Below are 20,500 nucleotides of genomic sequence, written 5' to 3'. Positions count from 1 at the left end.
GTGCGTCTCGATGTGAACCTCCTCGACTACGTGCTCATCGCGATCTACTTCGCCACCGTGCTCGCCATCGGCTTCGCCGCACGCAAACGCATCAGCTCCAGCCTGGACTTCTTCCTGGCCGGACGCGGGTTACCGGCGTGGATCACCGGCCTGGCGTTCGTGTCGGCGAACCTGGGCGCGATCGAGATCCTCGGCATGGCGGCCCAGGGCGTCCAGTACGGCGCGATGACCGTGCACTACTACTGGATCGGCGCCGTCCCGGCGATGGTGTTCCTCGGCATCGTGATGATGCCCTTCTACTACCGCTCCAAGGTGCGCAGCGTGCCGGAGTTCCTGCGCAGGCGCTTCAACGGGGCCACCCAGCTCCTGAACGCGATCATGTTCGCGGTCGCGCAGATCCTCATCGCCGGGGTCAACCTCTACGCCCTGGCCCTGGTCATCGAGGCGCTGCTGGGCTGGCCGCTGGTGGTCTCGGTGGTGGTGTCGGCGGTCATCGTGCTGTCGTACATCACGCTCGGCGGCCTCTCGTCGGCGATCTACAACGAGGTCCTGCAGTTCTTCGTGATCCTCGCCGGGCTGATCCCGCTCACCGTGCTGGGCCTCATCAAGGTGGGCGGCATCTCCGGCCTGTTCGAGAAGGTACGGCAGAGCTCGCTCGGCGAGGCCGGCCTGCACACCTGGGCGAACGTCACCGGCGACAACCCCATGCAGGCGCACTGGGTCGGGATCGTGTTCGGTCTCGGGTTCGTGCTGTCGTTCGGCTACTGGACCACGAACTTCGCCGAGGTGCAGCGGGCCCTGTCGGCCAGGAACACGAACGCGGCCCGGATGACGCCGATCATCGCCGCGTACCCGAAGATCTTCATTCCGCTGGTGACGGTGCTGCCGGGGCTGATCGCGCTCGTCCTGTTCGACGGGTGGGGCCAGGGGCAGGACTACAACAACGCGATCCCGCTGCTGATGCGCGACCTGCTGCCGAACGGGGTGCTGGGGATCGCGGTGACCGGGCTGCTGGCCTCGTTCATGGCGGGGATGGCGGCCAACATCAGCGGGTTCAACACGGTGTTCACCAACGACATCTGGCAGGCCCACCTGCGGCCCGACCGGGAGGACCGGCACTACCTGCTGGTGGGCCGGGTCGCGACCGTGGCGGGCGTGGCGATGGGGGTCGGCACGGCGTTCATCGCGGCCGGCTACTCCAACATCATGAACTATTTGCAGGCGCTGTTCTCATTCTTCAACGCGCCGCTGTTCGCGACGTTCATCGTCGGGCTCTTCTGGCGGCGGATGACGCCGTGGGCCGGGTTCTGGGGCCTCCTCGCGGGGACGCTGGCCGCCTTCGTGTCGTACTTCTCGTACAAGGCGGGGCTGCTGGACTTCGGCACGGAGCTGAACGCCAGCTTCTGGGGCGCGGGCGTGGCGTTCGTGGTGGACGTGGTGGTGTCCGTGGTGGTGACGCTGTTCACCACGCGCAAGCCGGAAGAGGAGTTGCGCGGGCTCGTGTACGGGCTCAGCGCCGTGAACCTGGAGGACGACGCACTGGCCGGGGACGCGCGGTGGTACCGCTCGCCCCTGCTGCTCGGTATCGGCGCGGTCGTCCTGGCGGCCCTGGCGTACGGGGTGATCCTGTGAGTGACATCAGAATGGTGATCGGCGGCCTGTTCCTGCTCTACGGCGTGATCCTGATCGTCGCCGGAGTCCTGGGCAGCGCCATCAACCTGTGGACCGGGCTGGCCATGGCGGTCTTCGGCGGCGCGTTCGTGGTGTGGGCCAGGGTCAGACGGATCTGACCGGCTCCTTGGCCCGCTCGTCGTAGGACTGCCTGGAGGCGAGCACCTCGTCGGCGTGCTCGCCGGCCCACGCGCCGATCGCCTGCAGCACGCCCATGGCGCTGCGGCCGAGGCGGGTGAGCTCGTAGTCGACGCGGGGCGGGATCGTCGGGTAGACGGTGCGGGTGATCAGGCCGTCGCGCTCGAGCGTGCGCAGGGTCTGCGACAGCATCTTCTGGGTGATGCCGTCGAGCATCCTGCGCAGCTCGTTGAAGCGCCGGGGGCCGTCGAGCAGCGCGCCCATGACCAGCCCCGTCCACTTGCCGGTGAACAGGTCGAGCACGGTGCGGGGCTTGCACGCCTGGAGGAACGCGTCTGCTCCGCCATACTGGCGAAGGTCGGGAAACGTGGTATCCATCAGGTACCTGAATACCATTCAGGTGCCTTCTTCACAAGAGGTACCGGGGTTGACCAGCATGGGCGGCATGCAGGCAATCGTTTACCGTTCATTCGGCGAGCCCGACGTGCTGGAGCTCGCCGAGCTGCCGCGCCCTGAGCCCCAGGCGCACGAGATGCTGATCCGGGTCAGGGCGGCGGGCGTCAACCCGCCCGACTGGAAGCTGCGGCGCACGCCGTACCCGCCGGACTACACCGAGCCGCCGCTGGTCCCCGGGTGGGACGTGTCCGGCGTCGTCGAGGAGGTCGGGGTCTACGTCGGCCGGTTCAAACCGGGCGACGAGGTGTTCGGCATGGTCAACTTTCCGCTCTACGGCGGGGCCTACGCCGAGTACGTGGTGGCCAGGCCGCGTCAGTTCGCCCGCAAGCCCGCCGGGGTGGATCACGTGCGGGCCGCGGCGCTGCCCATGCCGGGGCTGACGGCCTGGCAGGCGTTCTCCGACGTCGCCGGCGTCGCGCCGGGGCAGCGGGTGCTGGTGCACGCGGCCGCGGGCGGGGTCGGGCATCTGGCCGTGCAACTCGCCAAGCTGCGCGGCGCGTACGTGATCGGCACGGCGCGGGCCGCCAAGCACGACTTCGTCCGGGGGCTCGGGGCGGACGAGGTGATCGACTACACCGGCGTGGACTTCGCGGCGGCCGTGTCCGGGGTGGACGTCGTGTTCGACCTGGTGGGCAAGGACTATCCGGCCCGGTCGCTGCCGGTGCTCCGGGACGGGGGCGCGTTCATCGGGGCGGCGGGGATGTCCGACGCGGACGTGGCGGCGTACGAGCGGGCCGGGCTGCGGCACGGCGTGTTCGTCGTGGAGCCCGACCACGCCGCGCTGGCGGAGCTGGGCGCGCTGGTGGCGGACGGGAGGCTGAACCCGCACGTGGACCGGGTGTTCCCGCTGGCCGGGGCGGCCAAGGCGCACACGCTCATCGAGAGCGGCGACTTCGTCGGCAAGCTCGTCCTGGAGATCTGACCCCCCGCCCCTGCCCCCGCCCCCCTGCGCTCCTGGGCCCCTGCGCCCCTCGCGAGCCTTCGCGCTCTCGTGCCCCCCGTCTGCCGTTTGACATTCTCCCCTGCGTCAACCTACGTTGACCTTGCTGGGGTCAATCAAAGTTGACGTGAGGAGGATGTGTGGACGCGTTGTCCGTGGCGGTGGCGGCGAACCTGCCGGTGATCCTGTGGGGGTCGCCGGGCACCGGGAAGACGTCGGCCGTGCTGGCGCTCGGGGAGCGGCTCGGGCTGCCGGTGGAGGTGGTGGTGGGCTCGATCAGGGAGCCGAGCGACTTCGCCGGGCTGCCGGTGCTGCGCGACGGGGGCACCTGGTTCGCGCCGCCGCGCTGGGCCGAGCGGCTGGCGGCGGCCGGGACGGGGATCCTGTTCCTGGACGAGCTGACCACGGCGCCGCCCGCCGTACAGGCCGCGATGTTGCGGGTGGTGCTGGAGCGGACGGTCGGGGACCTGGCGCTGCCGCCGGCCGTGCGCATCGTGGCGGCGGCCAACCCGCCGGAGCAGGCGGCGGACGGATGGGACCTGTCGGCGCCGCTGGCGAACCGGCTGATCCACCTCGACTGGAAGATCAGCGCGGCGTCGGTGGCGGAGGGGTTCACGAACGGGTTCGCCGCGCCGCCCCCGGCTTCCGGTGTGGACCTGAGCGGGGTGGGCCGGGCTCGGGCGCTGGTGGGGGCGTTCCTGCGGGTGCGGCCCGAGCTGGTGCTGGCGGTGCCGGACGGGCCCGCGCGCGCCTGGCCGAGCCCCCGTACGTGGGAGCTGGCCGCCACCGCCCTCTGCGCCACCGACGGGATGAGCGGTGAGGCGGCCGGTGAGGCGGTGCGGGCGGAGCTCGTGGTCGGCGCCGTCGGGGAGGCGGCCGGGTTCGAGCTGCTGTCCTGGGTGCGCGACCTGGACCTGCCCGACCCCGAGACCCTGCTCACCGACCCGGCCGCGCCGCTGCCCGACCGGGTGGACCGGGTGCACGCGGTGCTCGGGTCGGTGGTGGCGCACGTGACGGCGGATGGGGGCGCGGATTCGTGGCAGCGGGCTTGGGCGCTGATCGGGCGGGTGGCCAGGCGGACCCCCGACGTGGCGGCGACCGCGGCCCGCTCGCTGGCGGCCCGCCGGCCGCATGGCGCGACCCTGCCGACGACGGTGCTGGAACTGGCCCCGATCCTGCGCGCCGCGGGGCTCATGCCATGAACCCACCCTCCGAAGACGACCGGACCACGACGGAACGCGCGGCCGAAGAGCGCGCGGCGGTTGAGCGGGCAGCGGTCGAGCGGGCAGCGGTCGAGCGGGCAGCGGTCGAGCGGGCAGCGGTCGAGCGGGCAGCGGTCGAGCGGGCAGCGGTCGAGCGGGCAGCGGTTGAGCGGGCAGCCATCGAGAGGTTTCGGGCTGCTCGGCTTTGGGCCGCCGGGCGGGCGCCGTACCTGACCTCGGCGCTCTTCGCGCTCAACCCGCTCGTGCACGACGACGCCCCACCCGGCCTGCCCGCCGACGAGCACTGGAACGTGCACCTCAGCCCGCCCGCCACCACCTCCACCCCCGTCCCCGAGCTCGGCTGGTGGCTGATCCACCAGGTCGGGCACCTGCTCAGAGACCACCACGCCCGCGGCAGGTCACACCCGGGCCCGGACTGGCGCCTGGCCGCCGACGCCGAGATCAACGACGACCTCGAAGCCGGCGGCCCCGCCGGCGCCGTCTCCCCCGAGACCCTGGGCCTGCCCGACGGCCTGCTCGCCGAGCGGTACGCCGAACTGCTCGACCTCATCGACGTCCCGCCCGGCCTGAACCCCTGCGCCCGCCCGCCGTTCACCGGCCCGAGCGCCATGACCGCCGTGGAACGCGAGCTCCTCACCCGGGCCGTCGCCGCCGGGATCGAGGCCAGGGGGACGGTTCCCGGCGGGTGGCGGCGCTGGGCCGAGGCCGCGCGCCGCCCCGAGGTGGACTGGCGGGCCCGGCTGGCGGCGCTGGTCAGAAGAGGTTCGGCGCAGGCGGCCGGCCGGGTGGACTACAGCTACCGCCGCCCGTCCAGGCGGGCCGGCGCGGTGCCGGGGATCGTGCTGCCCGCCCTGGTACGCCCGCTCCCCCGGATCGCGGTCGTGATCGACACCTCGGGGAGCGTCGCCCGTACCGACTTGGAGCGAGCGCTCGGGGAGCTGGACGGCGTGCTCCGGGCGGCCGGGCGACCCTGGATCGACGTGATCTGCTGCGACGCCGAGGCGCATCCGGCCCAGCGCGTACGGGAGGCGGGGCGGGTGGAGCTGGTGGGCGGCGGGGGCACGGACCTGCGACCGGCCTTCGCGGCGGCCGCCGGGGCCGACCTGCTGATCGTGCTGACCGACGGCGACACCCCGTGGCCGGAGCGGCGCCCCCGTCCGCAGGTCGTGATCTGCCTGTTCGGCGCCCGCCACACAGCGCCTGCCTGGGCGAACACGGTGGAGGTGGCGTGACGGACTGGAAGGACTTCACGCAAGGTGAGGTCCGGCGGTGGCGTGGTGCCGGTTTCGGTCCCGAGGAGGCCGCGGCCTGGCGGGAGGCGGGGGTCACGAGGCCCGCCGAGGCCCGGCTGTGGCGTACCGCGTCCGCCGCCCCGGCTACGGTCGCCGTCTGGCAGCGCGCCGGCATGACTCCCCAGGACGCGGTGCGCTGGCACGAGCTCGGCGTGGCCCCGCACGACGCGGCCCGCAGGCATCTGGCCGGTGAACGGCCACGCCGCGTCCCCTGGTACGCCCGGCCGGCCGCGCCCAGCCCGGACGCGGCCCTCCCGGCCCGGTCGTCGAGACCCTGCGGACGTTGCTCCGCGCGGACGTGCCCGCCGACGTGGCGCGTGCCTACGCCGACGCGGGCTGGGACGCGGCCGAGGCCGAGCAGTGGGCGCGGCGGCGGGTGGACCAGGGGGACGCGCGGGTGTTCCGGGCGCTGGGGTTCACGGCGGCGGAGGCTGCGCGGACGGGGTCGCCCGCGGTGGAGGTCATGGCCGCCTGGTGGGGCGCCGTCCCCTTGGAGGAGGTGGCGGTCTGGTGCGCGGCGGGGTTCACGCCTGGGGAGGCGGCCGGGCAGCGCGCGGCGGGCGTGCCGGCGGAGCGCGCGGGTGTGCTCCGCGCCCTGTTCGGCGGCTCGTCCGCCGATCCTTCGACCCCTTGGCCGTCTCAGTGGCCTCAGTAGTCGACTTCGAACGTGTGGGGCCCCAGGACGTAGTTCTCGCCTCGCGGCACCACGTAGCCGTGCTCGACCAGCCTGGACAGGCTGGCGCTCACCTGCTCCTCCGTCAGGCCCGAGGCTCGTACCACCCCGGCGAGCCCCGCGCCGCCCGACTCGATGGCCTGGGCGGCCACCGCCTCGTACACGTGGATGTCCTGGTCGGACAGGGCCTGCACATCGTGGGCTCCGGTCATGAGCGCTGCCTCGCTCCCTCTCTCAGCCGCTGCGGATCGACCTCGCGGTCCGGGTTGCGGCGGAGGTATTCGGCCTCGAGCTCGTCGGTGCGCGACGTGTGCCGTTCGAGGGCGTCGTCGGATCCGTGGAAGAAAGTATCGCTGCGGGTCGTGTGGAGCTGGCGCAGTTCGCGTAGCAGATCATCGTCGCTGAGCTGGGCCGGGTCTATTCCCATGGTCGTCATGGGTTCCCTCTACCCCGGAGAGCCCCGACATTATCTGTCACAATTCCTGACATATAGGCATTGTTTGTAAGAGAGCGCCGCCTTACCTTCCCGTTATGGACCTCGAGCTCAGGCACCTCAGGATCGTCCGCGCGGTCGCGGACGCGGGAAGTGTGAGCAAAGCCGCGTCCCTCCTCGGGCTGGCACAACCGGCCCTGACCGCACAGCTGAAGCGCATCGAAAGGGTGCTCGGCGGCGCCCTCTTCGAGCGTGACCGCCACGGCGCCAGGCCTACCCGCCTCGGCGAACTCGTGCTCGCCAGGGCACGGGTACTCCTCCCCGCAGCCAAAGAACTGCAGGACGAAGCCGTACGTTTCGCTCACGCCCCCTCCCCCGGCTTCCGCATCGGCGCCACGAACGGGCCGATACTCGGCGGCCTGGTCGACCGTCTCGCCGCGGAGCGGACGGTCAGCACGTACACGTCCTGGTCCACGCACGAGCTGACCAGCATGGTCGAGCTCGGCCGCCTCGACTACGTGCTGACCGGCGCGTGCGGCGACTCGGGCACGCCCACCGGCACGCTCCTGTGGGAGACGATCAGCCTCGATCCCGTCTTCTGCCTGGTCGGAGAGGACCATCCCGTCGCCAAGGAGAAGGAGGTGGAACTGGCCGACCTGGCCGGAGAGCAATGGGCGGTGACTCCGGGTGACGGCTGCTTCGCGGACTGCTTCGCGATGGCCTGCGCGCGGGCCGGGTTCACGCCCGGAACGATCTACGAGACCGACGTACCGACCTGTACGCACCTCGCCCAGGTGGGCCGGGCCGTCGTCCTCTGTCAGGCCACCCACCAGCCCGCGCAAGGACTGATCATGGTCCCGCTGGCCGGCGCGCCCCTGCGCTGGCGGCAACTGCTCGGCCGCCATCCCACCGCACCCGAAGCCGCGTGGGTGGTGGGCCAGGCGAAACAGGCCCACATGGAGGCCGTACGCCGCAGCCCGGTCTACTACGACTGGCTGGTCCGCAATCCGGGTTACGGCACCGCTCCATAACACCGTAATAGGGGCAAAGTAATACTCCTCCGCTCCGGGACCCCCCGTTACCGTGACGGCACCCCAGCAGCGAGGAGACACCCATGCTCCGAACCCCGGCGCTGATCGCGATCGCGATCGGCGCGTTAGTCGTGACGGCCACCCCGGCCGTCGCCGCGAAACCACCGTCAGGCGTGGTCGACGCCCTGCAGCGCGACCTAGGGATCACCAAGGAGCAGGCGGTCGACCGCCTGGCGAACGAGACCCGTGGCAACGCCGTCACCCCGGGCCTGAGCAAGAGGCTCGGCGACCGCTATGCCGGCACCTGGTACGAAGGTCCGGCAGGCACCCTCGTCGTGGCGAGCGTGGCCGCCTCCGACACGGCCGAGATCACCCGGGCCGGCGCCAAAGCCCGCATCGTGCCACGCTCGTTCGCCCAGCTCACCGCCGTCAAGGAGGGCCTGGACCGGACCGCGCCACCGGCGGCGGTGCACAGCTGGGGCATCTCCCCGCAGCACAACGCGGTCGTCGTCCAGACCAGCGACGAACGGGCGGCCCGCGCGTGGGTCGCCGCCGGCGGCCTGGACGCCTCCGCCGTCACGTTCGAGCCGTCGGCGGAACGGCCTCGCCTCTTCTACGAGATCCGGGGCGGAGACGCGTACTACACCTCGCAGGGCTACCGCTGCTCGATCGGCTTCGCCGTCCGGCGCGGCACCCAACTGGGCTTCACGACCGCCGGCCACTGCGGCCCCAACGGCGTGACCACGACCGGCTTCAACCGGGTGGCGCAGGGCACGGTCCAGATCTCGTCCTTCCCCGGCAACGACTACGCCTGGGTGGCCACGAACTCCAACTGGACCGCCGCCGGCGTCGTGAACGGCTACAGCGCCGGCATCCTCCCCGTACGCGGGGCGACCGTCACCCAGCCCCAGGGCTCGGTCTGCCGCTCGGGCTCCACCACCCAGTGGCACTGCGGCACGGTCACCGCCCTGAACTCCACCGTCAACTACCCGGAGGGCACGGTGTCCGGCCTGACGCGTACCACGGTGTGCGCGGAGGGCGGGGACTCGGGCGGCTCGTTCATCTCGGGCGACCAGGCCCAGGGCATGACGTCGGGCGGCTCGGGCAACTGCAGCGTCGGCGGGACCACGTACTTCCAGCCGATCGCGGAGATCATCTCGGCCGGCGGCCTGACCCTGGTCACGGCCGGCGGCACCGACCCGCCGCCAACGGGCTGCCAGGGGTACGAGGAGACGTACAGCGGGTCACTGACCTCGAACCAGAGCCAGTACCAGCCGAACGGCTCGTACTACCAGGCGACGGTGTCGGGCAGCCACACGGCCTGCCTGGACGGGCCCAACGGGGTGGACTTCGACGTCTACCTGCAGAAGTGGAACGGCTCCACCTGGTCCGTGGTGGCCAGCGGCGACAGCCCGAACCCTGACGAAACGATCACCTACAACGGCACGTCCGGCTACTACCGGTACCGGGTGCACGCTTACGGCGGGGCGGGCTCGTACACACTGGGCCTGAACCGCCCATAACAACCTGCCAACCGGAGGGGCCGGCGAACACCCCTCGCTCGCCGCCCCTCCCCTCACTCTCAGCCCTCCCCTCCTCCTCCCTCTCCACCTTCACCCTCCCCTTCCCCGAACACCCGCGGCCCCCATGCCCTTGAACCAAGCGCTCGCCCAATTCCGCCATCCGAGAACACCGAGGCGACAAGGGGCGAAATGATCGACATGGTCTCCACCAACGCCGCCGGGCATGGAATGATGTCCGCGGAGACGCGTCTCCACCGGCCGGGCAGCACGATGGGGTCGAATGCTCTAGCCTTAGCATGCGCACGGGCTCGGCATGATCGTTTCGTCAGCTTGCGCCAGGCCGTACAACTTCATCCAGGGGCGGTAGCTCAGCCGGTCAGAGCATCGGACTCATAATCCGTGGGTCGTGGGTTCAAGTCCCACCCGCCCTACTCCTTAACTCTAGCCTTTACCTGCGAGTTCCTTGATCCTGTCGAGTCCGTGGGTCGCCGGTCGTCCATCTGGGAGACCGAAGGGAGACCGCCAGTTTCGGACGCCTCCCCCACAATCACCGCCCGGGGCACCAGAAGGGCACTCGCCTCGGCCGCTTCCCGCGCCACTTCCGGCAGCACCGTCGTGTACAAGTCGGCCGTGATCGACAGGCTGGAGTGCCGCAGCGTCGCCGACGTCGTCTTCATGTCATTGCCCGCCAGCGACAGCGTGGCCGCGCCATGGCGAAGGTCATGCAGCCGGATCGGCGGCAGGCCGGCCGCGAAAGCCAACCGCTCGAAATGTTCACTGACCCAGTCAGGCGTCAACTCATTGCCATCCTCCTTCGTGAAGATGCGGCCACTGTCCGTCCACGCCGCTCCCCACGCCAACCGTTACTCGTTCTGTCGCGTCTTGTGCGCCCGAAGGGCAGCGATCGTGCCCTTGTCCAGCGCGACCACCGCGTCCGACGAATCGGTTTTCGGCGCTCCTTCCTTCACCTTCCACACTGCGCCTGCCGGAAATCACATCCATACAGGTCAAGCAGCATGTGAGTACTCGTAGAGGACGCCGCCGAGCTGGTCTCGTCGGCGTACGTTCAGGTTGATGATCCGCCTGGGATCCGCAATCGGGTCCGGTACGGAACGCAGCGGCGCGGCTTGGTCCAGGGCTTGATGGGCGCGGTGCTGGTTGTAGAGTCGTTCGTACTCGCGTAGGGCATGCCTCAGGTGGTGTTCGTTCCATACGAGGCAGCGGTCGAGGAGTTCACGGCGGCAGGACTGCACCCATCGCTCCATGATCGAGTTCATCCGCGGTATCCGGATGCCGGTGAGCACCGTCTTGATGCCGGCCTCGGCGAGGATCTCGTCTATGAGGGCGGGGAACTGTCCATCCCGATCTCGGAGCAGAAAGTGCGCCCGACAACCCGCATCGTCCAGGTCCACCACCAGGTTCCTTATCGCCTGAACGACCCAATTTGCGGTGGGGTGCGCGGTGGTGCTGAGCACACGGATGCGCCTGGTGGCGTGCTCGATGACGGCCAGGATGTACTGGCACTGGCCGTTCAGGGTGATGATCTCGATAAAGTCGCAGGCCAGCAGGGTGGTGAGCTCGCCGTGGACCCGCCGATAGCCCCAGCTCGGGTTCTCCCGAACAAGGCGCAGGATGAGAGTGCGGATGGAGCGGAGCGTGGGCGGGCGACCGACCCGCTTCGGCCTGCAGGTACGGGCGTGACGTCGTTCCATCAGATCGCGGTGTCGGCGCAGGACGGTGTCCGGCCGGACGAGGAGCCGCAGCCGGCGCAGGACCTTGCGGGGCAGCGAGGTCAGGAGAGCGGCGAGAAAGGCCCGATCCTCGGGTGCGAATCTCACTTTGATGTCAGCGCCGAGCTGGCGTTCAAGGACGGTGATCTGGTGACGCAGGACGAGAATCTTCACGTCCTTGTCCCGATCGCCCATGGGTGGCAATCGCAGCGCGGCGAAAGCGTTCGTGACGGTCAGGTACGTCAGGCGAAGAAGCACAGCGGATCATCCTGCCGTACGCGTTTCCGCCTCTGGGCGACCGGAACCCGCGTACGGCACCCGAAGCCCTCTCAGAGCCATGACCTGGGCGGATGTAATCATCGGCATGCGCAGAGTCGAACGTCGCCCTGGAGCACGAGATCCGAGCGCTGCGAAATCGGCTGTTGCGATGATCGCGATCCGGCAGCCCCGACCGGCTGGACCTCGGCGTGCAACTGGCCGCCTTCCGCATCGTGCAGGAGGCCCTGACCAACGCCCTCAAGTACGCCGGCCCGTGCACCACCGTCGACCTGAGCCTGGCGGCCGACTCCTGCCAGGTCCACATCGTCGTGCACGACAGCGGCCCGCCCGACGCCGAACCCGCTTCGGCGGCCAACCGGCCTGAGCACCGTTCTAACAGTCGTCTCAGGTTCGCTCAGTATGAAGGAGGCATCGCCGGGCGACGCGGGTCTCGGCCTTGCCGGCATGGCCGGACGCGCCGCGCTCTACGACGGCACGGTCAGCGCCGGCCCCGCATCGGACGACGGCTGGACCGTCTACGCGACCCTGAAAGGCAGCCATTCATGATCTCTGTGCTCGTGGTGGACGCCCAGCCGCTGCAGCGCTTCGGGTTTCGCATGCTGCTGGAGAGCACCCCCGACACCGAGATCGTCGGCGAGGCCGAGAACGGCGCCGAGGCCGTTCGGCGGACCACCGAGCTGCATCCCGACGTGGTGCTGATTGACATCCGCATGCCGGGCGTCGATGGGATCGAGGCCACCCGGCGCATCGTCGCCGCCGGTGGGCGTTCGCGGATCCTGGTGTTGACGACGTTCGACGTGGACCGGTACGCGCTCGCCGCGCTGCGGGCCGGGGCGAGCGGTTTCCTGCTGAAGGACATCCACCCGGAGGAGCTGCTCGCCGGCATCCGGGCCGTCGCCGCCGGGGACGCGGTGATCGCGCCGGCGCTGACTCGGCGGCTGCTCGACGCGTTCGCCGACCGGCTCAGCGATGACCTCTGCGGGCCCGTGCGGGAGGATCCCCGGCTGGACTCCCTGACCGCCCGCGAGCGCGAGATCCTCGTCGCCATAGGCCACGGCCTCACCAACGGCGAGATCGCGCAACGGTTCACGCTGTCGGAGTCGACGGTGAAGACCCACGTCGGGCGGGTCCTCGCCAAGATCGGCGCACGGGACCGGATCCAGGCCGTCATCCTCGCCTACGACCTGAGACTCACCCGGCCGATTTAGCGCTTCATCTCGCGCGTCCGTCGGGGGCGCGACCGTGGTTCCCAGCCGCACCGCTCCGGGCCGATCCACTCCGCGTGATCGGCCGCTCCGCTGCCGGTCCGCCTGCAGCCGCCCACGTCACCGCCCGTCCGACCGCCGCGACGCCGCATGGGGTGGGTGTGAGTTCAGTGCGGACGTGTGTGAGCTCAGAGCTGTTTTTCGGCTTGTTGACCTCAGCGAGCTCACACACGTTCGACGCTTCGTCAGGACTTGCGGGGGGAGACCGACATGATGCCCGTGCACATCTCGTCGCTGGTGCCGTCGCCCCACACCACGTAGCGCGGTGGCAGCTTGCTCAGCTGCGGCAGCAGTTTGCGCAGCCCCGCGTCGTGCGTACACGTCACCCGCAGCGTGTCCCCCGGGCCGATCTCCACCGGCGACGGCAGCTTCATCAGCCGCTGGTTGTCGAAGTCGAACTGCGGCACGTCCAGCACGACCTTGGCCTTCGGCGTGCCCGGGTTGAGTTCGACCTTGATGGCCCGCCCGAGCAGGTGCATGTGGCCGAAACCAGCGAACAGCGTCATCGGCGCCTCCACCTTGTGGTCGCAGGTCTGGGTGTCACCGGGCTTCGGCGCGCCGCCCTGGTTGCACTCCTCCACCTGACGGTCCGCCATCTCGCCGACATCCGGCCCGAACCGCTTCGTCACGTCCGCGATCGAGGCCGCCCGGTCACAGAGCGGACCCGACTCGTCGGCGGCGCAGGGCAGGTCGGTCGGCGCGTCGAGCGACCACGTCTCGAGTTCCTGGGTCTGCGGCGTGCCGTCCGTCAGCCGCAGCCGCACCGCCGAGCGATCCGACCCGGCCGGCTTGCCGTCGGTCGCGAGCAGGTTGTAGTGGATCTGGAGGACGATCAGGCTGCGCGGCTCCAGCTTGAAGCCGGCGTCCTGGTCGAGCAGCGTCTCCGTGGCGCCCGGCGCCCAGGTGTCCACCCACGCCGCGTCCCCCTCTTCCACCTCGGCGCCGGCCACGCCGGTCCCGCCGAAACACTGCCAGCCGAGGCCGGGGGTCTTCGCGTCCTGCTCGCGCACCGCGGCAGCGCCGCCCGGCGGCACCGCGTACACGATGGCGTGGTGTGCGATGGCGACGTTCTCCGGCATGACCTGGGTCCCGGTCAGGAACGCCGCCCTGGTCAGGCCCGGATCGATCACCTGGCACCGGTACTCGTCCGTGCCGCCGCCCTCCGGCGGCGCGGGCGTGTAGGCCTCGGCCATCTTCAGGTTGACGAACCGCTCGCCGGCCCGCAGCGGCTGCGGTGGAGCCGATGGCCCGCCCGCGTGCGCGCTGTGCGAGCCGGCCGCGGCGGGCGCCGCTCTCTTGTCGGCGTCCGACCCGCAGGCGGCGACGACAGCGAACGCCGTCGCCAGCGCCATGGTGGCCGCCCCGAACCTCCGCAGTGGACTCTCAGGTTTCGTCATAGCCCTGAACGCTAGGCCCGATTCCGTCCCGTTTCGTCGTACTGCGGTCGTCATCTTCGGGAGGGAGGTAGTACCACGGTACTTCTCTCCGGAGCGCCGTTCGACACCCGCACGAGAATCAAGGCCCGTCGCAACTGGGCCCGAAGTCACGCCCACGAAAGTCCGTCGGCGATGGACGGGAGCCAAACTAGGCTCAAACCGACTTCTACGCCTGCCTGACCGCGCGGGTCGACGCGCTGTTTTAGCTCACCGACGCGGTGCTCTGTACTGATGGGCCGGTACGAACCCTGGTCGGGTTGTCGTTGCCGCCCGAGCACCGGCGCGGGCACGGGCACGGGCACGGGCACGGGCACGGGCACGGTGCGCTGAACAAGGGCGGCTGGTCCTGGCCGTGGACGTCAGCGCCCGGACGCCGCCACCAGCCCCGACGGGTTATTCGGTCACGTCTACGGCCGCGGCAAGAAACAGGCCCAGCTGATCCCGGGCTGGCCGTACTCGTTCATCGCCGCCCTGGAACCGGGCCGGGCCTCATGGACCGCGATCCTCGACGCCGTGCGGCCCGGCCGGCGTTCCTACTCGCGGACCTACCCGTCGAAGTACTCGGCTGGCTACGCACCGACCGGATCCTGCGCCTGCCGTCCCCACCCCGATCGCGTGCCACGATCGGCCGCTCATCGAAACACGGCGCCGAGTTCCGCCTCGCCGACCCGACGACCTGGCCGACCCCGGCAGTCACCACGAGCACCGCCACCAGCCGGTACGGCACCGCGAACGCCAGCGCCTGGACCACGTTCACCCAAGGTTGACCCGCCGCGCGGCCTGGACCGACCACGACGGGGACCTGCCCGTACTACCCGGCACCCTGATCTGCCTGCAGGTCGAGCATCTGCCCGGTGACCGCGACCCGAAACCGGTCTGGCCGTGGTCGTCACGCACCGGCGCCGCACCCGACCGGTGGACGTGGCTCGTGATCACCGCGCACACCCAGCCCTCACCCTGCTGATCGGTCGGCGGATGTGGTGGCCGAGCCGGCTTGTCCCGACCGGTGGAGCTGCCGGACGGTCAACGGCCGCTCGTGGACGATGAGGAGCCCACGCTGCAACGGTGAGTGCGGCGGCACGGACGAGATCCGGGACGGGGACCCAGGCCGTCCCGGATCTTTCATGGGCCCGACGGTCGCCGCCCTCTGGTCCTGCGCCGCGCCGCCGGGGCGGGTCAGCGCACCGCGGTGTCCTCCCCGGCGGTGAGCCGCGCGATCGGGGCGGCCGGAAGGTCGACCCGAAGCAGCGCGCCACCGCGTGGGGAGCGGGCGACGGTGGCCCGGCCGCCGTGGGCGTCGACGACCCGCTGCACGATCGACAGCCCCAGACCGGATCCCGGCAACGCCCGGGCGCTGTCGGCACGGTAGAACCGGTCGAACACCCGCGGTACGTCGGCGGCATCGATGCCCGGCCCGGCGTCGTCGACCTCGAGCACCGCCGACGCGCCCTGGGCACGGAGCCGGACCTGGACCGGCTGGTCCACGGGGGACCATTTGCCGGCGTTGTCGATGAGGTTGAGCACCGCCCGTTGGAGCGCAGCGGGACGCCCGCTCACCCACACGGAGGTCACGTCGAGCGCGACCTCGATGTCGGGCACCCGGGATCGCGCCTGGGTCGCGGCGGCCACCACTACGTCGGCGAGGTCGAGCAGTTCGGTGCTCTCGTCGCTGACGTCACCGCGCGCCAGGTCGGTCAGCTCGGCGACAAGGGTGCTCAACTCGGCCACCTGGACGCCGAGATCGTTGAGCAGCCGGGTCCGGCTCTCCGCCGGCAATGCGCTGTCCAGGGTGCCGCGCCGATGGAGCCGGATCAGCAGCTCGATGTTGAGGCGCAGGCTGGTGAGCGGGGTCTTGAGCTCGTGGGCGGCGTCCTCGGCGAGCAGCCGCTGGGCCCGCCGGGAGTCCCGAAGCGCGGCGAGCATGTCGTTGATCGACTGGATCAGCCGCCGGATCTCCCCACCGCCCTCATCCGGGATGTCGGCGTCGAGATCCCGGGTGTGCGCGACACGGACTGCGGCGGCGGTCAGCCGGTCGATCGGCGCCAGCCCGGTCCGCGCCACGGTCCGCCCGACAAGGGCGCCGCTGACCACGCAGAGCAGCCCGATCAGCAGCATGCCCAACCCGAACCGGTTGATCGGGGCGTCGTCGGCGACGCGGGCCACCTGGACCGCGCCCTCGCCCGCCCGCAGCGTGTAGATGAGGTAGCCGTCGTCGTCGCTGTCGCCCGACTCCATCAGGTCGGCCGACGCGCCCTGCGCTACGCGCCCGGCGTGCTCGCTGACCGGGGGCAGCGCGGGTTGGCCGGCCGGCGTCCGGATCGAGCCGTCGGGCAGGATGACCCGCACCAGCCGACCGGATCCGGGATACGGCAGTAGCTGGACCTGCGCCAGACCGACGCGCTCCGCGTTCGTCGCCAGGACGCGGGAGTCGGCGCGTAGCTGATCCTCCGCGGTGTCCTGCAGTTCCCAGGCCAGTAGCTCGCTGGCCACCTGGAAGGCCATGAACACGCTGACCGCGATGGCCGTCGCCGCGATCACCGTCAGCCTGGTCCGCAGGGACCGCCGGCGCCACCAACGGGTCAGCCGGCGCGAGCCCCGGCCGGCGGGCCTGCTCACGGAGGAGTCTCCCGCAACGTGTACCCCAAGCCGCGCAGCGTGTAGATCAATCGCGGCTCACCCTCGGCCTCCATCTTGCGGCGCAGGTAGCTCACGTACACCTGGAGGTTGTTGGAGGTGACGCTCATGTCGAAGCCCCAGATCGCCTCGAACAGCGCATCTCGGGTCAATACCCGGGTCGCGTTGCGCACGAGGATCTCCAACAGGGAGAACTCGGTCCGGGTCAGGCGGAGCGGCCGCCCGCCCCGCCACGCCTCGAACCTGTCGGGATCGACCCGGACGTTGGCGAACGTCAGGATCTGCGACTCACCGTCGCCCGGCGCGCGGCGGCGCAGCAGGGCCCGGACCCGGGCCAGCAACTCCTCCGTGGCGAACGGCTTGGGCAGATAGTCGTCGGCGCCCGCGTCCAGCCCCGCGACCCGGTCGGAGACCTGATCCCGGGCGGTCAGCATCAGCACCGGCAGGTCCCGACCCGCCGCCCGCAACCGCCGGCAGGTCTCCAACCCGCCGAGGCGGGGCATCATCACGTCGAGGATCAGCAGATCCGGCGCGTCGCCACCGACCCCGTCGAGCACAGCGAGACCGTTGGCGACAGTGCTGGTGTCGTATCCCTCGACCTGGAGCACCCGCTCCAGGGACTCACGGATGGCCGCCTCGTCATCCGCGATCATGATCCGCACGCCGGCCCGCCCCCCTCCAGTCGATGCTTTTGCCGCTCATTGTCCCCGATCAACCTGAGGCCAGGATTAGAGCGTCGCCGCTGTGGTCCCCGCGGGCCGTGCTCTTACGGATGCCCAAGTGGTCCGGCCCGGAAGTCTCTCGGGGGTTGACGGGCTGGGGCCGGCCGTGCGCGGGCGTTCAGGTGTCGATGCCGGTGACATACAGGTCGCAGACCAGGTTCAGGGCCCCTTGCGGGGTGCCGGTGAACCGGGGTGCGGCCAGCAGCGCCCGGTCAGCCCGGTCTGTTCGTGGCTGGGAGACCTGACGACGCAGGACAGCGACCTCATGACGCAGCACCAGGATCTCCACCTCCTTGGAGGTGTCGTCCCACGCATGTAACGTCAACCAGCCGAACAACTGGATCATCAGTAGATACAGCAGGCATAGAAGCTCGCACCGAGTTGGGTGGCGCCGTCCGGAGGCAGCAGCCAGCACGATCCCTGGGGCACGACATGGAAGCCGGCCCCGTGGTCGGCGGCCGTGTCAACGGTCGAGTACGTGTCGCCGCTGGTGGCCAGGTCGAGGTCCCCACGGCTTCGTAGTTGACTACTTCTTGGTGAGTCGTCGGCTTGTCCGGGTTCGTGCCTGTTTCATCCGGAAGGACAGCCGTGGGCGACAGGAGGCAAGTACGTCAACTTCCTCGCCGGCCGAGCGGATCCAGCCGAGGTGCGGGCGTGCTATTCGGCGACGGACCATCGCAGGCTGGCCATCATCAAGGCGACATACGATCCACGCAATCTGTTCCGGCGATCCAAGCGGGATGCATGCGGGTTTCGTCATCGCCGAGGTCTAGGACGAAGACGTTGTCGTGGCGGTCGAGCATGGTCATGGCGGCTCCTCAGCGGTGCGGGCCGGCAGTGGTCGAGATCACGGCCAGGTCCGATCCTGGGCCGGCTGCCGGTAGACGTGGACGGGCGGGAAGTGGGTCGTGAACGCCCGCCGCCGACCCCTCCCGCGGCAGGGCGGTCAGCCGGTGGAGCGGTCGCAGGTGGCGGTCGGCCGCCGCGCGGCCGGCGTCGAGTGCGGCTTTGAGGGATTCGCCGTCGCGGGTGAGGCGGCCGACGCGCGGGGTGTCAGGCCCGGGACACACGGACATCACCGCCGGCGCCTGGCGGCCGGGGGCCGGTGGCGTGGCCTGGTCGTACTGGGCGAGCAGCGCCTCGTCGTGCAGCAGGCGGTGGGCGCGGCTGAGGAGACTTCGGTGCAGTGCCTGCGGATGGTGGCGTAGCACGGTCGCGGCGATCAGGCGTGCCACGTAGGACGGTCGTGGCTCGGGTCCGGCGGCCGGCGCTCCGATACCAGCCGGAGGCGCTGGGCGGGAGCGCAGGACGAGGACGTGGCTGGCGCCCTGTGCCAGCGCGGTGCGGTACGGAATGGACTCGGCGAGTCCCGCGTCGTAGTAGAGCCGCCCCGCCAGTTCGATCGGCGGACCGGCGAGGAACGGCAGTGCGGCACTGGCCCGTAGCGCCAGTCGTAGTTCGGCGGGGCCGGTCAGGTGCGGGCGCAGATCGGTGGATCGCCCGGTGCGGGCATCGGTGGCCAGCGGGTGGTATTCGATGGGGTTGCTCAGGACGGCGTCGAAGTCCATCCGGACCACCTCGCGGTACAGGCGCTCGATGAGGTCGCGCACCTCGACGATCGGCCGGCCGCGCAGCAGGTTGGACGGGCGGATCAGCGCTCTGGCGTAGGCGGGTTCGGCCCAGCCCGTCAGGTGCTCGGGGGTTCCGCTGAGCAGCCAGGCCGCCGTGATGGCCCCCGCCGATGCTCCGTAGACCGCGTCGAAGGCCGGCGTCACCCCGTTCTCGTACAGGGCCAGGGCCATGCCCGCGGAGACCGTGCCGCGCATGCCGCCGCCTTCGATGGCCAGCGCGACCCGGTGGCCATCCCGTCGCCGGCCTGGGCGGCTGGCGTGGCGGACCCGGTCGGCCAGCACCCGCAGCACCTCATGCCGACCGGGCGCGGTCGCCGATTCATCTCGCACAGGTGTCTCTCGTTTCGTGGCACTGCGGCTCCGGAGCGCCGGTCATGGTGTCGTCGTCGCGTCATCGGACAGGTAGGACCGGGCTTGGGCCCAGACGTCCCGGTCGGAATGGCCGGTCGTCCAGGTCGTGGACCTGAGCCGTCCCCGCCCTCGGTAGCGGCGCATGATGGTGACGTGATCCGGCCAGGCGACGAAGTCGCGCAGGGCCTGTTCGTCCTGCCAGATCGACACCGACCCGCACCTGCCCCGCAGCGGCTCCGTCCACAGCCACACGCCGACCGCTCCGGACAGACGGGGCCAGGCGCGGCGCAGGCTGAACCCGGCCTGGTAGACACCGGGCAGGTCATACAGCTGGTTGGCCTTGAAGTCGGTGACGCTGACGAGCACCGAGCCGGTGACTCCGGCCGCCGGTCCGGGCGTCCAGTGCGATCTCAGCATGGCGCCTGCCATGACGGGTGACGGCCCAGCAGAGCGAGCAGCCGCTCGAAGTCCGGCGCGTCGCCGGGCACCGGGACACGAGCGCCGAATGCGGCGCCTGGACCGCGGGTCTTCGACGTGTCCGGCCACCGGGAGGCTATCGCCAGGGCGGATCCGGCCAGCTCGGGCTCGGGCCGGAAGGGCACGCCGATGCTCACGGCGAGGTCCCATCCATGCACGAGAACGTCAACGCAGTGCATGCTGATGGCGATCCGACCGGCAAAGGAACCGAACTCGCCGACCTCGATCTGACGGTCATAGATGTCCGGGGCGGCGAACGCCTCGGTGACCACGGCAGCGGAGTCGTGAAAGGCGCTGAGCGGGTCTGCTCCGAGGTCGCCACAGTCCTCGGTGGACCGCTGCGCCCCTGTACTCGCAGCGGCGGCGAAACCGTGGTTTTCGCTGACCATGTGTCGCAGCAGGTCGCCCAGGCTCCACGGCGCACACGGTGTCGGCCGATCAAGGTCCGCGGCAGTGACCCGGGCGGTCACTTCCGCAGCCATGCCCAGGGCACGCCGGTCCAGATTCCGCAGATCAACGGCTGGAATAACGATCATCGTTTCTTCCTTTTCAGTACGAACGTTCGTGCTTAGATTAAGACGGCACATCAGGCGAC

24 protein-coding genes, 1 tRNA gene and 1 pseudogene are annotated in these 20,500 nt (G+C 70.6%); 14 read left to right on the top strand and 12 right to left on the bottom strand.

The features are described from left to right. Positions 1-1,632, top strand: a complete 1,632-nt coding sequence (locus AB0I15_RS06170; protein ID WP_358090920.1) for a sodium:solute symporter family protein — start codon at positions 1-3, stop codon at positions 1,630-1,632. After that, positions 1,629-1,790 carry a hypothetical protein gene (locus tag AB0I15_RS06165; protein WP_358090918.1) on the top strand — a complete coding sequence of 54 codons (162 nt, stop codon included), beginning with the start codon at positions 1,629-1,631 and terminating at the stop codon, positions 1,788-1,790. Before AB0I15_RS06170 ends, AB0I15_RS06165 begins: the two co-directional genes overlap by 4 nt. Here the strand turns inward: AB0I15_RS06165 and AB0I15_RS06160 are convergent. Beyond that, the gene (locus AB0I15_RS06160) at positions 1,777-2,187 is read right to left on the bottom strand and encodes a helix-turn-helix domain-containing protein (protein WP_358090915.1); all 411 of its coding nucleotides are present in this window, start codon (positions 2,185-2,187) and stop codon (positions 1,777-1,779) included. The two genes, AB0I15_RS06165 and AB0I15_RS06160, sit on opposite strands and share 14 nt — an antisense overlap. Positions 2,188-2,254: 67 nt before the next feature. On the opposite strand from AB0I15_RS06160, the gene AB0I15_RS06155 reads away from it, so the two are divergent. From AB0I15_RS06155 to AB0I15_RS06140, 4 genes are all read left to right on the top strand, one after another. Next, complete coding sequence (locus tag AB0I15_RS06155) at positions 2,255-3,187, top strand: NADP-dependent oxidoreductase (RefSeq protein WP_358090912.1); 933 nt, start codon at positions 2,255-2,257, stop codon at positions 3,185-3,187. A 158-nt stretch (positions 3,188-3,345) separates the two neighbouring features. Further along, positions 3,346-4,407 carry a MoxR family ATPase gene (locus AB0I15_RS06150; RefSeq protein ID WP_358090910.1) on the top strand — a complete coding sequence of 354 codons (1,062 nt, stop codon included), beginning with the start codon at positions 3,346-3,348 and terminating at the stop codon, positions 4,405-4,407. Then, complete coding sequence (locus tag AB0I15_RS06145) at positions 4,404-5,660, top strand: VWA-like domain-containing protein (RefSeq protein WP_358090907.1); 1,257 nt, start codon at positions 4,404-4,406, stop codon at positions 5,658-5,660. Before AB0I15_RS06150 ends, AB0I15_RS06145 begins: the two co-directional genes overlap by 4 nt. A gap of 343 nt (positions 5,661-6,003) precedes the next feature. Further along, entirely contained in the window at positions 6,004-6,375 is a 372-nt protein-coding gene (locus AB0I15_RS06140; protein ID WP_358090904.1) for a hypothetical protein, read from the top strand. On the opposite strand, the gene AB0I15_RS06135 is transcribed toward AB0I15_RS06140, so the two are convergent. Then, positions 6,369-6,605, bottom strand: a complete 237-nt coding sequence (locus AB0I15_RS06135) for a hypothetical protein (RefSeq protein ID WP_358090902.1) — start codon at positions 6,603-6,605, stop codon at positions 6,369-6,371. The genes AB0I15_RS06140 and AB0I15_RS06135 overlap by 7 nt on opposite strands. Next, positions 6,602-6,829, bottom strand: coding sequence for a DUF6158 family protein (locus AB0I15_RS06130; protein ID WP_358090899.1), 228 nt, complete (start codon positions 6,827-6,829; stop codon positions 6,602-6,604). Before AB0I15_RS06130 ends, AB0I15_RS06135 begins: the two co-directional genes overlap by 4 nt. 95 nt (positions 6,830-6,924) lie before the next feature. Here AB0I15_RS06130 and AB0I15_RS06125 point away from each other — a divergent pair, with 95 nt between their 5' ends. The 3 genes from AB0I15_RS06125 (at position 6,925) to AB0I15_RS06115 (ending at position 9,811) form a co-directional block, all read left to right on the top strand. Beyond that, the gene (locus AB0I15_RS06125) at positions 6,925-7,857 is read left to right on the top strand and encodes a LysR family transcriptional regulator (RefSeq protein ID WP_358090896.1); all 933 of its coding nucleotides are present in this window, start codon (positions 6,925-6,927) and stop codon (positions 7,855-7,857) included. 83 nt (positions 7,858-7,940) lie between these two features. After that, positions 7,941-9,380, top strand: coding sequence for a S1 family peptidase (locus AB0I15_RS06120; RefSeq protein ID WP_358090893.1), 1,440 nt, complete (start codon positions 7,941-7,943; stop codon positions 9,378-9,380). A gap of 357 nt (positions 9,381-9,737) precedes the next feature. After that, positions 9,738-9,811, top strand: a tRNA-Ile gene (locus AB0I15_RS06115). Here the strand turns inward: AB0I15_RS06115 and AB0I15_RS06110 are convergent. Beyond that, complete coding sequence (locus AB0I15_RS06110; RefSeq protein ID WP_358090890.1) at positions 9,809-10,240, bottom strand: tyrosine-type recombinase/integrase; 432 nt, start codon at positions 10,238-10,240, stop codon at positions 9,809-9,811. The genes AB0I15_RS06115 and AB0I15_RS06110 overlap by 3 nt on opposite strands. Positions 10,241-10,387: 147 nt before the next feature. Continuing rightward, the gene (locus AB0I15_RS06105) at positions 10,388-11,368 is read right to left on the bottom strand and encodes an integrase core domain-containing protein (protein WP_358090887.1); all 981 of its coding nucleotides are present in this window, start codon (positions 11,366-11,368) and stop codon (positions 10,388-10,390) included. Positions 11,369-11,577: 209 nt separating this feature from the next. Between AB0I15_RS06105 and AB0I15_RS06100 the strand changes: the two are divergent. From AB0I15_RS06100 to AB0I15_RS06090, 3 genes and pseudogenes are all read left to right on the top strand, one after another. Then, a pseudogene (locus tag AB0I15_RS06100) lies at positions 11,578-11,703 on the top strand (sensor histidine kinase); the annotation flags it as partial. 85 nt (positions 11,704-11,788) lie between these two features. After that, positions 11,789-11,935: a hypothetical protein gene (locus AB0I15_RS06095; RefSeq protein ID WP_358091594.1), complete on the top strand. Its 147-nt coding sequence runs from the start codon at positions 11,789-11,791 to the stop codon at positions 11,933-11,935. Then, positions 11,932-12,597, top strand: a complete 666-nt coding sequence (locus AB0I15_RS06090) for a response regulator transcription factor (RefSeq protein WP_358091573.1) — start codon at positions 11,932-11,934, stop codon at positions 12,595-12,597. Before AB0I15_RS06095 ends, AB0I15_RS06090 begins: the two co-directional genes overlap by 4 nt. A gap of 242 nt (positions 12,598-12,839) precedes the next feature. Here AB0I15_RS06090 and AB0I15_RS06085 read toward each other — a convergent pair whose 3' ends face one another. Beyond that, positions 12,840-14,051, bottom strand: a complete 1,212-nt coding sequence (locus AB0I15_RS06085) for a monooxygenase (protein WP_358090884.1) — start codon at positions 14,049-14,051, stop codon at positions 12,840-12,842. A 530-nt stretch (positions 14,052-14,581) separates the two neighbouring features. Between AB0I15_RS06085 and AB0I15_RS06080 the strand changes: the two genes are divergently transcribed. Continuing rightward, on the top strand, positions 14,582-14,857 hold the full coding sequence (locus AB0I15_RS06080; RefSeq protein WP_358090881.1) for a transposase: 276 nt from the start codon (positions 14,582-14,584) through the stop codon (positions 14,855-14,857). Beyond that, on the top strand, positions 14,854-15,054 hold the full coding sequence (locus AB0I15_RS06075; protein WP_358090879.1) for a hypothetical protein: 201 nt from the start codon (positions 14,854-14,856) through the stop codon (positions 15,052-15,054). Before AB0I15_RS06080 ends, AB0I15_RS06075 begins: the two co-directional genes overlap by 4 nt. Before the next feature lie 212 nt (positions 15,055-15,266). On the opposite strand, the gene AB0I15_RS06070 is transcribed toward AB0I15_RS06075, so the two are convergent. The 6 genes from AB0I15_RS06070 to AB0I15_RS06045 form a co-directional block, all read right to left on the bottom strand. Continuing rightward, positions 15,267-16,706 (bottom strand): HAMP domain-containing sensor histidine kinase, encoded by a 1,440-nt coding sequence (locus tag AB0I15_RS06070; RefSeq protein WP_358090877.1) that lies wholly within the window; start codon positions 16,704-16,706, stop codon positions 15,267-15,269. Beyond that, positions 16,703-17,386 (bottom strand): response regulator transcription factor, encoded by a 684-nt coding sequence (locus AB0I15_RS06065; protein WP_358090874.1) that lies wholly within the window; start codon positions 17,384-17,386, stop codon positions 16,703-16,705. Before AB0I15_RS06065 ends, AB0I15_RS06070 begins: the two co-directional genes overlap by 4 nt. A 178-nt stretch (positions 17,387-17,564) precedes the next feature. After that, positions 17,565-17,792, bottom strand: a complete 228-nt coding sequence (locus tag AB0I15_RS06060; RefSeq protein WP_358090872.1) for a hypothetical protein — start codon at positions 17,790-17,792, stop codon at positions 17,565-17,567. A 472-nt stretch (positions 17,793-18,264) separates the two neighbouring features. After that, positions 18,265-19,407 carry a patatin-like phospholipase family protein gene (locus AB0I15_RS06055; RefSeq protein ID WP_358090869.1) on the bottom strand — a complete coding sequence of 381 codons (1,143 nt, stop codon included), beginning with the start codon at positions 19,405-19,407 and terminating at the stop codon, positions 18,265-18,267. 42 nt (positions 19,408-19,449) lie between these two features. Beyond that, the gene (locus AB0I15_RS06050; RefSeq protein WP_358090866.1) at positions 19,450-19,845 is read right to left on the bottom strand and encodes a hypothetical protein; all 396 of its coding nucleotides are present in this window, start codon (positions 19,843-19,845) and stop codon (positions 19,450-19,452) included. After that, a complete protein-coding gene (locus AB0I15_RS06045) occupies positions 19,839-20,441 on the bottom strand; it encodes a TIGR03086 family metal-binding protein (RefSeq protein ID WP_358090863.1) in 603 nt (200 codons plus the stop codon). The genes AB0I15_RS06050 and AB0I15_RS06045 overlap by 7 nt, the downstream gene beginning before the upstream one ends. Positions 20,442-20,500: the final 59 nt, after the last annotated feature.

The sequence above is a fragment of the Nonomuraea sp. NPDC050643 genome (genome assembly GCF_040654715.1).
GTDB lineage: Bacteria > Actinomycetota > Actinomycetes > Streptosporangiales > Streptosporangiaceae > Nonomuraea.
Note: the sequence above shows the minus strand (reverse complement) of the source record. Positions and strands in the feature narration are given on the sequence as shown.

Excerpts from the sequence above, each read along its gene's own strand:
- AB0I15_RS06160 (WP_358090915.1), bottom strand. The coding sequence starts at position 2,187 with ATGGATACCACGTTTCCCGACCTTCGCCAGTATGGCGGAGCAGACGCG.
- AB0I15_RS06155 (WP_358090912.1), top strand. The coding sequence starts at position 2,255 with ATGCAGGCAATCGTTTACCGTTCATTCGGCGAGCCCGACGTGCTGGAG.
- AB0I15_RS06145 (WP_358090907.1), top strand. The coding sequence starts at position 4,404 with ATGAACCCACCCTCCGAAGACGACCGGACCACGACGGAACGCGCGGCC.
- AB0I15_RS06135 (WP_358090902.1), bottom strand. The coding sequence starts at position 6,605 with ATGACCGGAGCCCACGATGTGCAGGCCCTGTCCGACCAGGACATCCAC.
- AB0I15_RS06130 (WP_358090899.1), bottom strand. The coding sequence starts at position 6,829 with ATGACGACCATGGGAATAGACCCGGCCCAGCTCAGCGACGATGATCTG.
- AB0I15_RS06125 (WP_358090896.1), top strand. The coding sequence starts at position 6,925 with ATGGACCTCGAGCTCAGGCACCTCAGGATCGTCCGCGCGGTCGCGGAC.
- AB0I15_RS06120 (WP_358090893.1), top strand. The coding sequence starts at position 7,941 with ATGCTCCGAACCCCGGCGCTGATCGCGATCGCGATCGGCGCGTTAGTC.
- AB0I15_RS06095 (WP_358091594.1), top strand. The coding sequence starts at position 11,789 with ATGAAGGAGGCATCGCCGGGCGACGCGGGTCTCGGCCTTGCCGGCATG.
- AB0I15_RS06090 (WP_358091573.1), top strand. The coding sequence starts at position 11,932 with ATGATCTCTGTGCTCGTGGTGGACGCCCAGCCGCTGCAGCGCTTCGGG.
- AB0I15_RS06085 (WP_358090884.1), bottom strand. The coding sequence starts at position 14,051 with ATGACGAAACCTGAGAGTCCACTGCGGAGGTTCGGGGCGGCCACCATG.
- AB0I15_RS06080 (WP_358090881.1), top strand. The coding sequence starts at position 14,582 with ATGGACCGCGATCCTCGACGCCGTGCGGCCCGGCCGGCGTTCCTACTC.
- AB0I15_RS06060 (WP_358090872.1), bottom strand. The coding sequence starts at position 17,792 with ATGATCCAGTTGTTCGGCTGGTTGACGTTACATGCGTGGGACGACACC.
- AB0I15_RS06050 (WP_358090866.1), bottom strand. The coding sequence starts at position 19,845 with ATGCTGAGATCGCACTGGACGCCCGGACCGGCGGCCGGAGTCACCGGC.
- AB0I15_RS06045 (WP_358090863.1), bottom strand. The coding sequence starts at position 20,441 with ATGATCGTTATTCCAGCCGTTGATCTGCGGAATCTGGACCGGCGTGCC.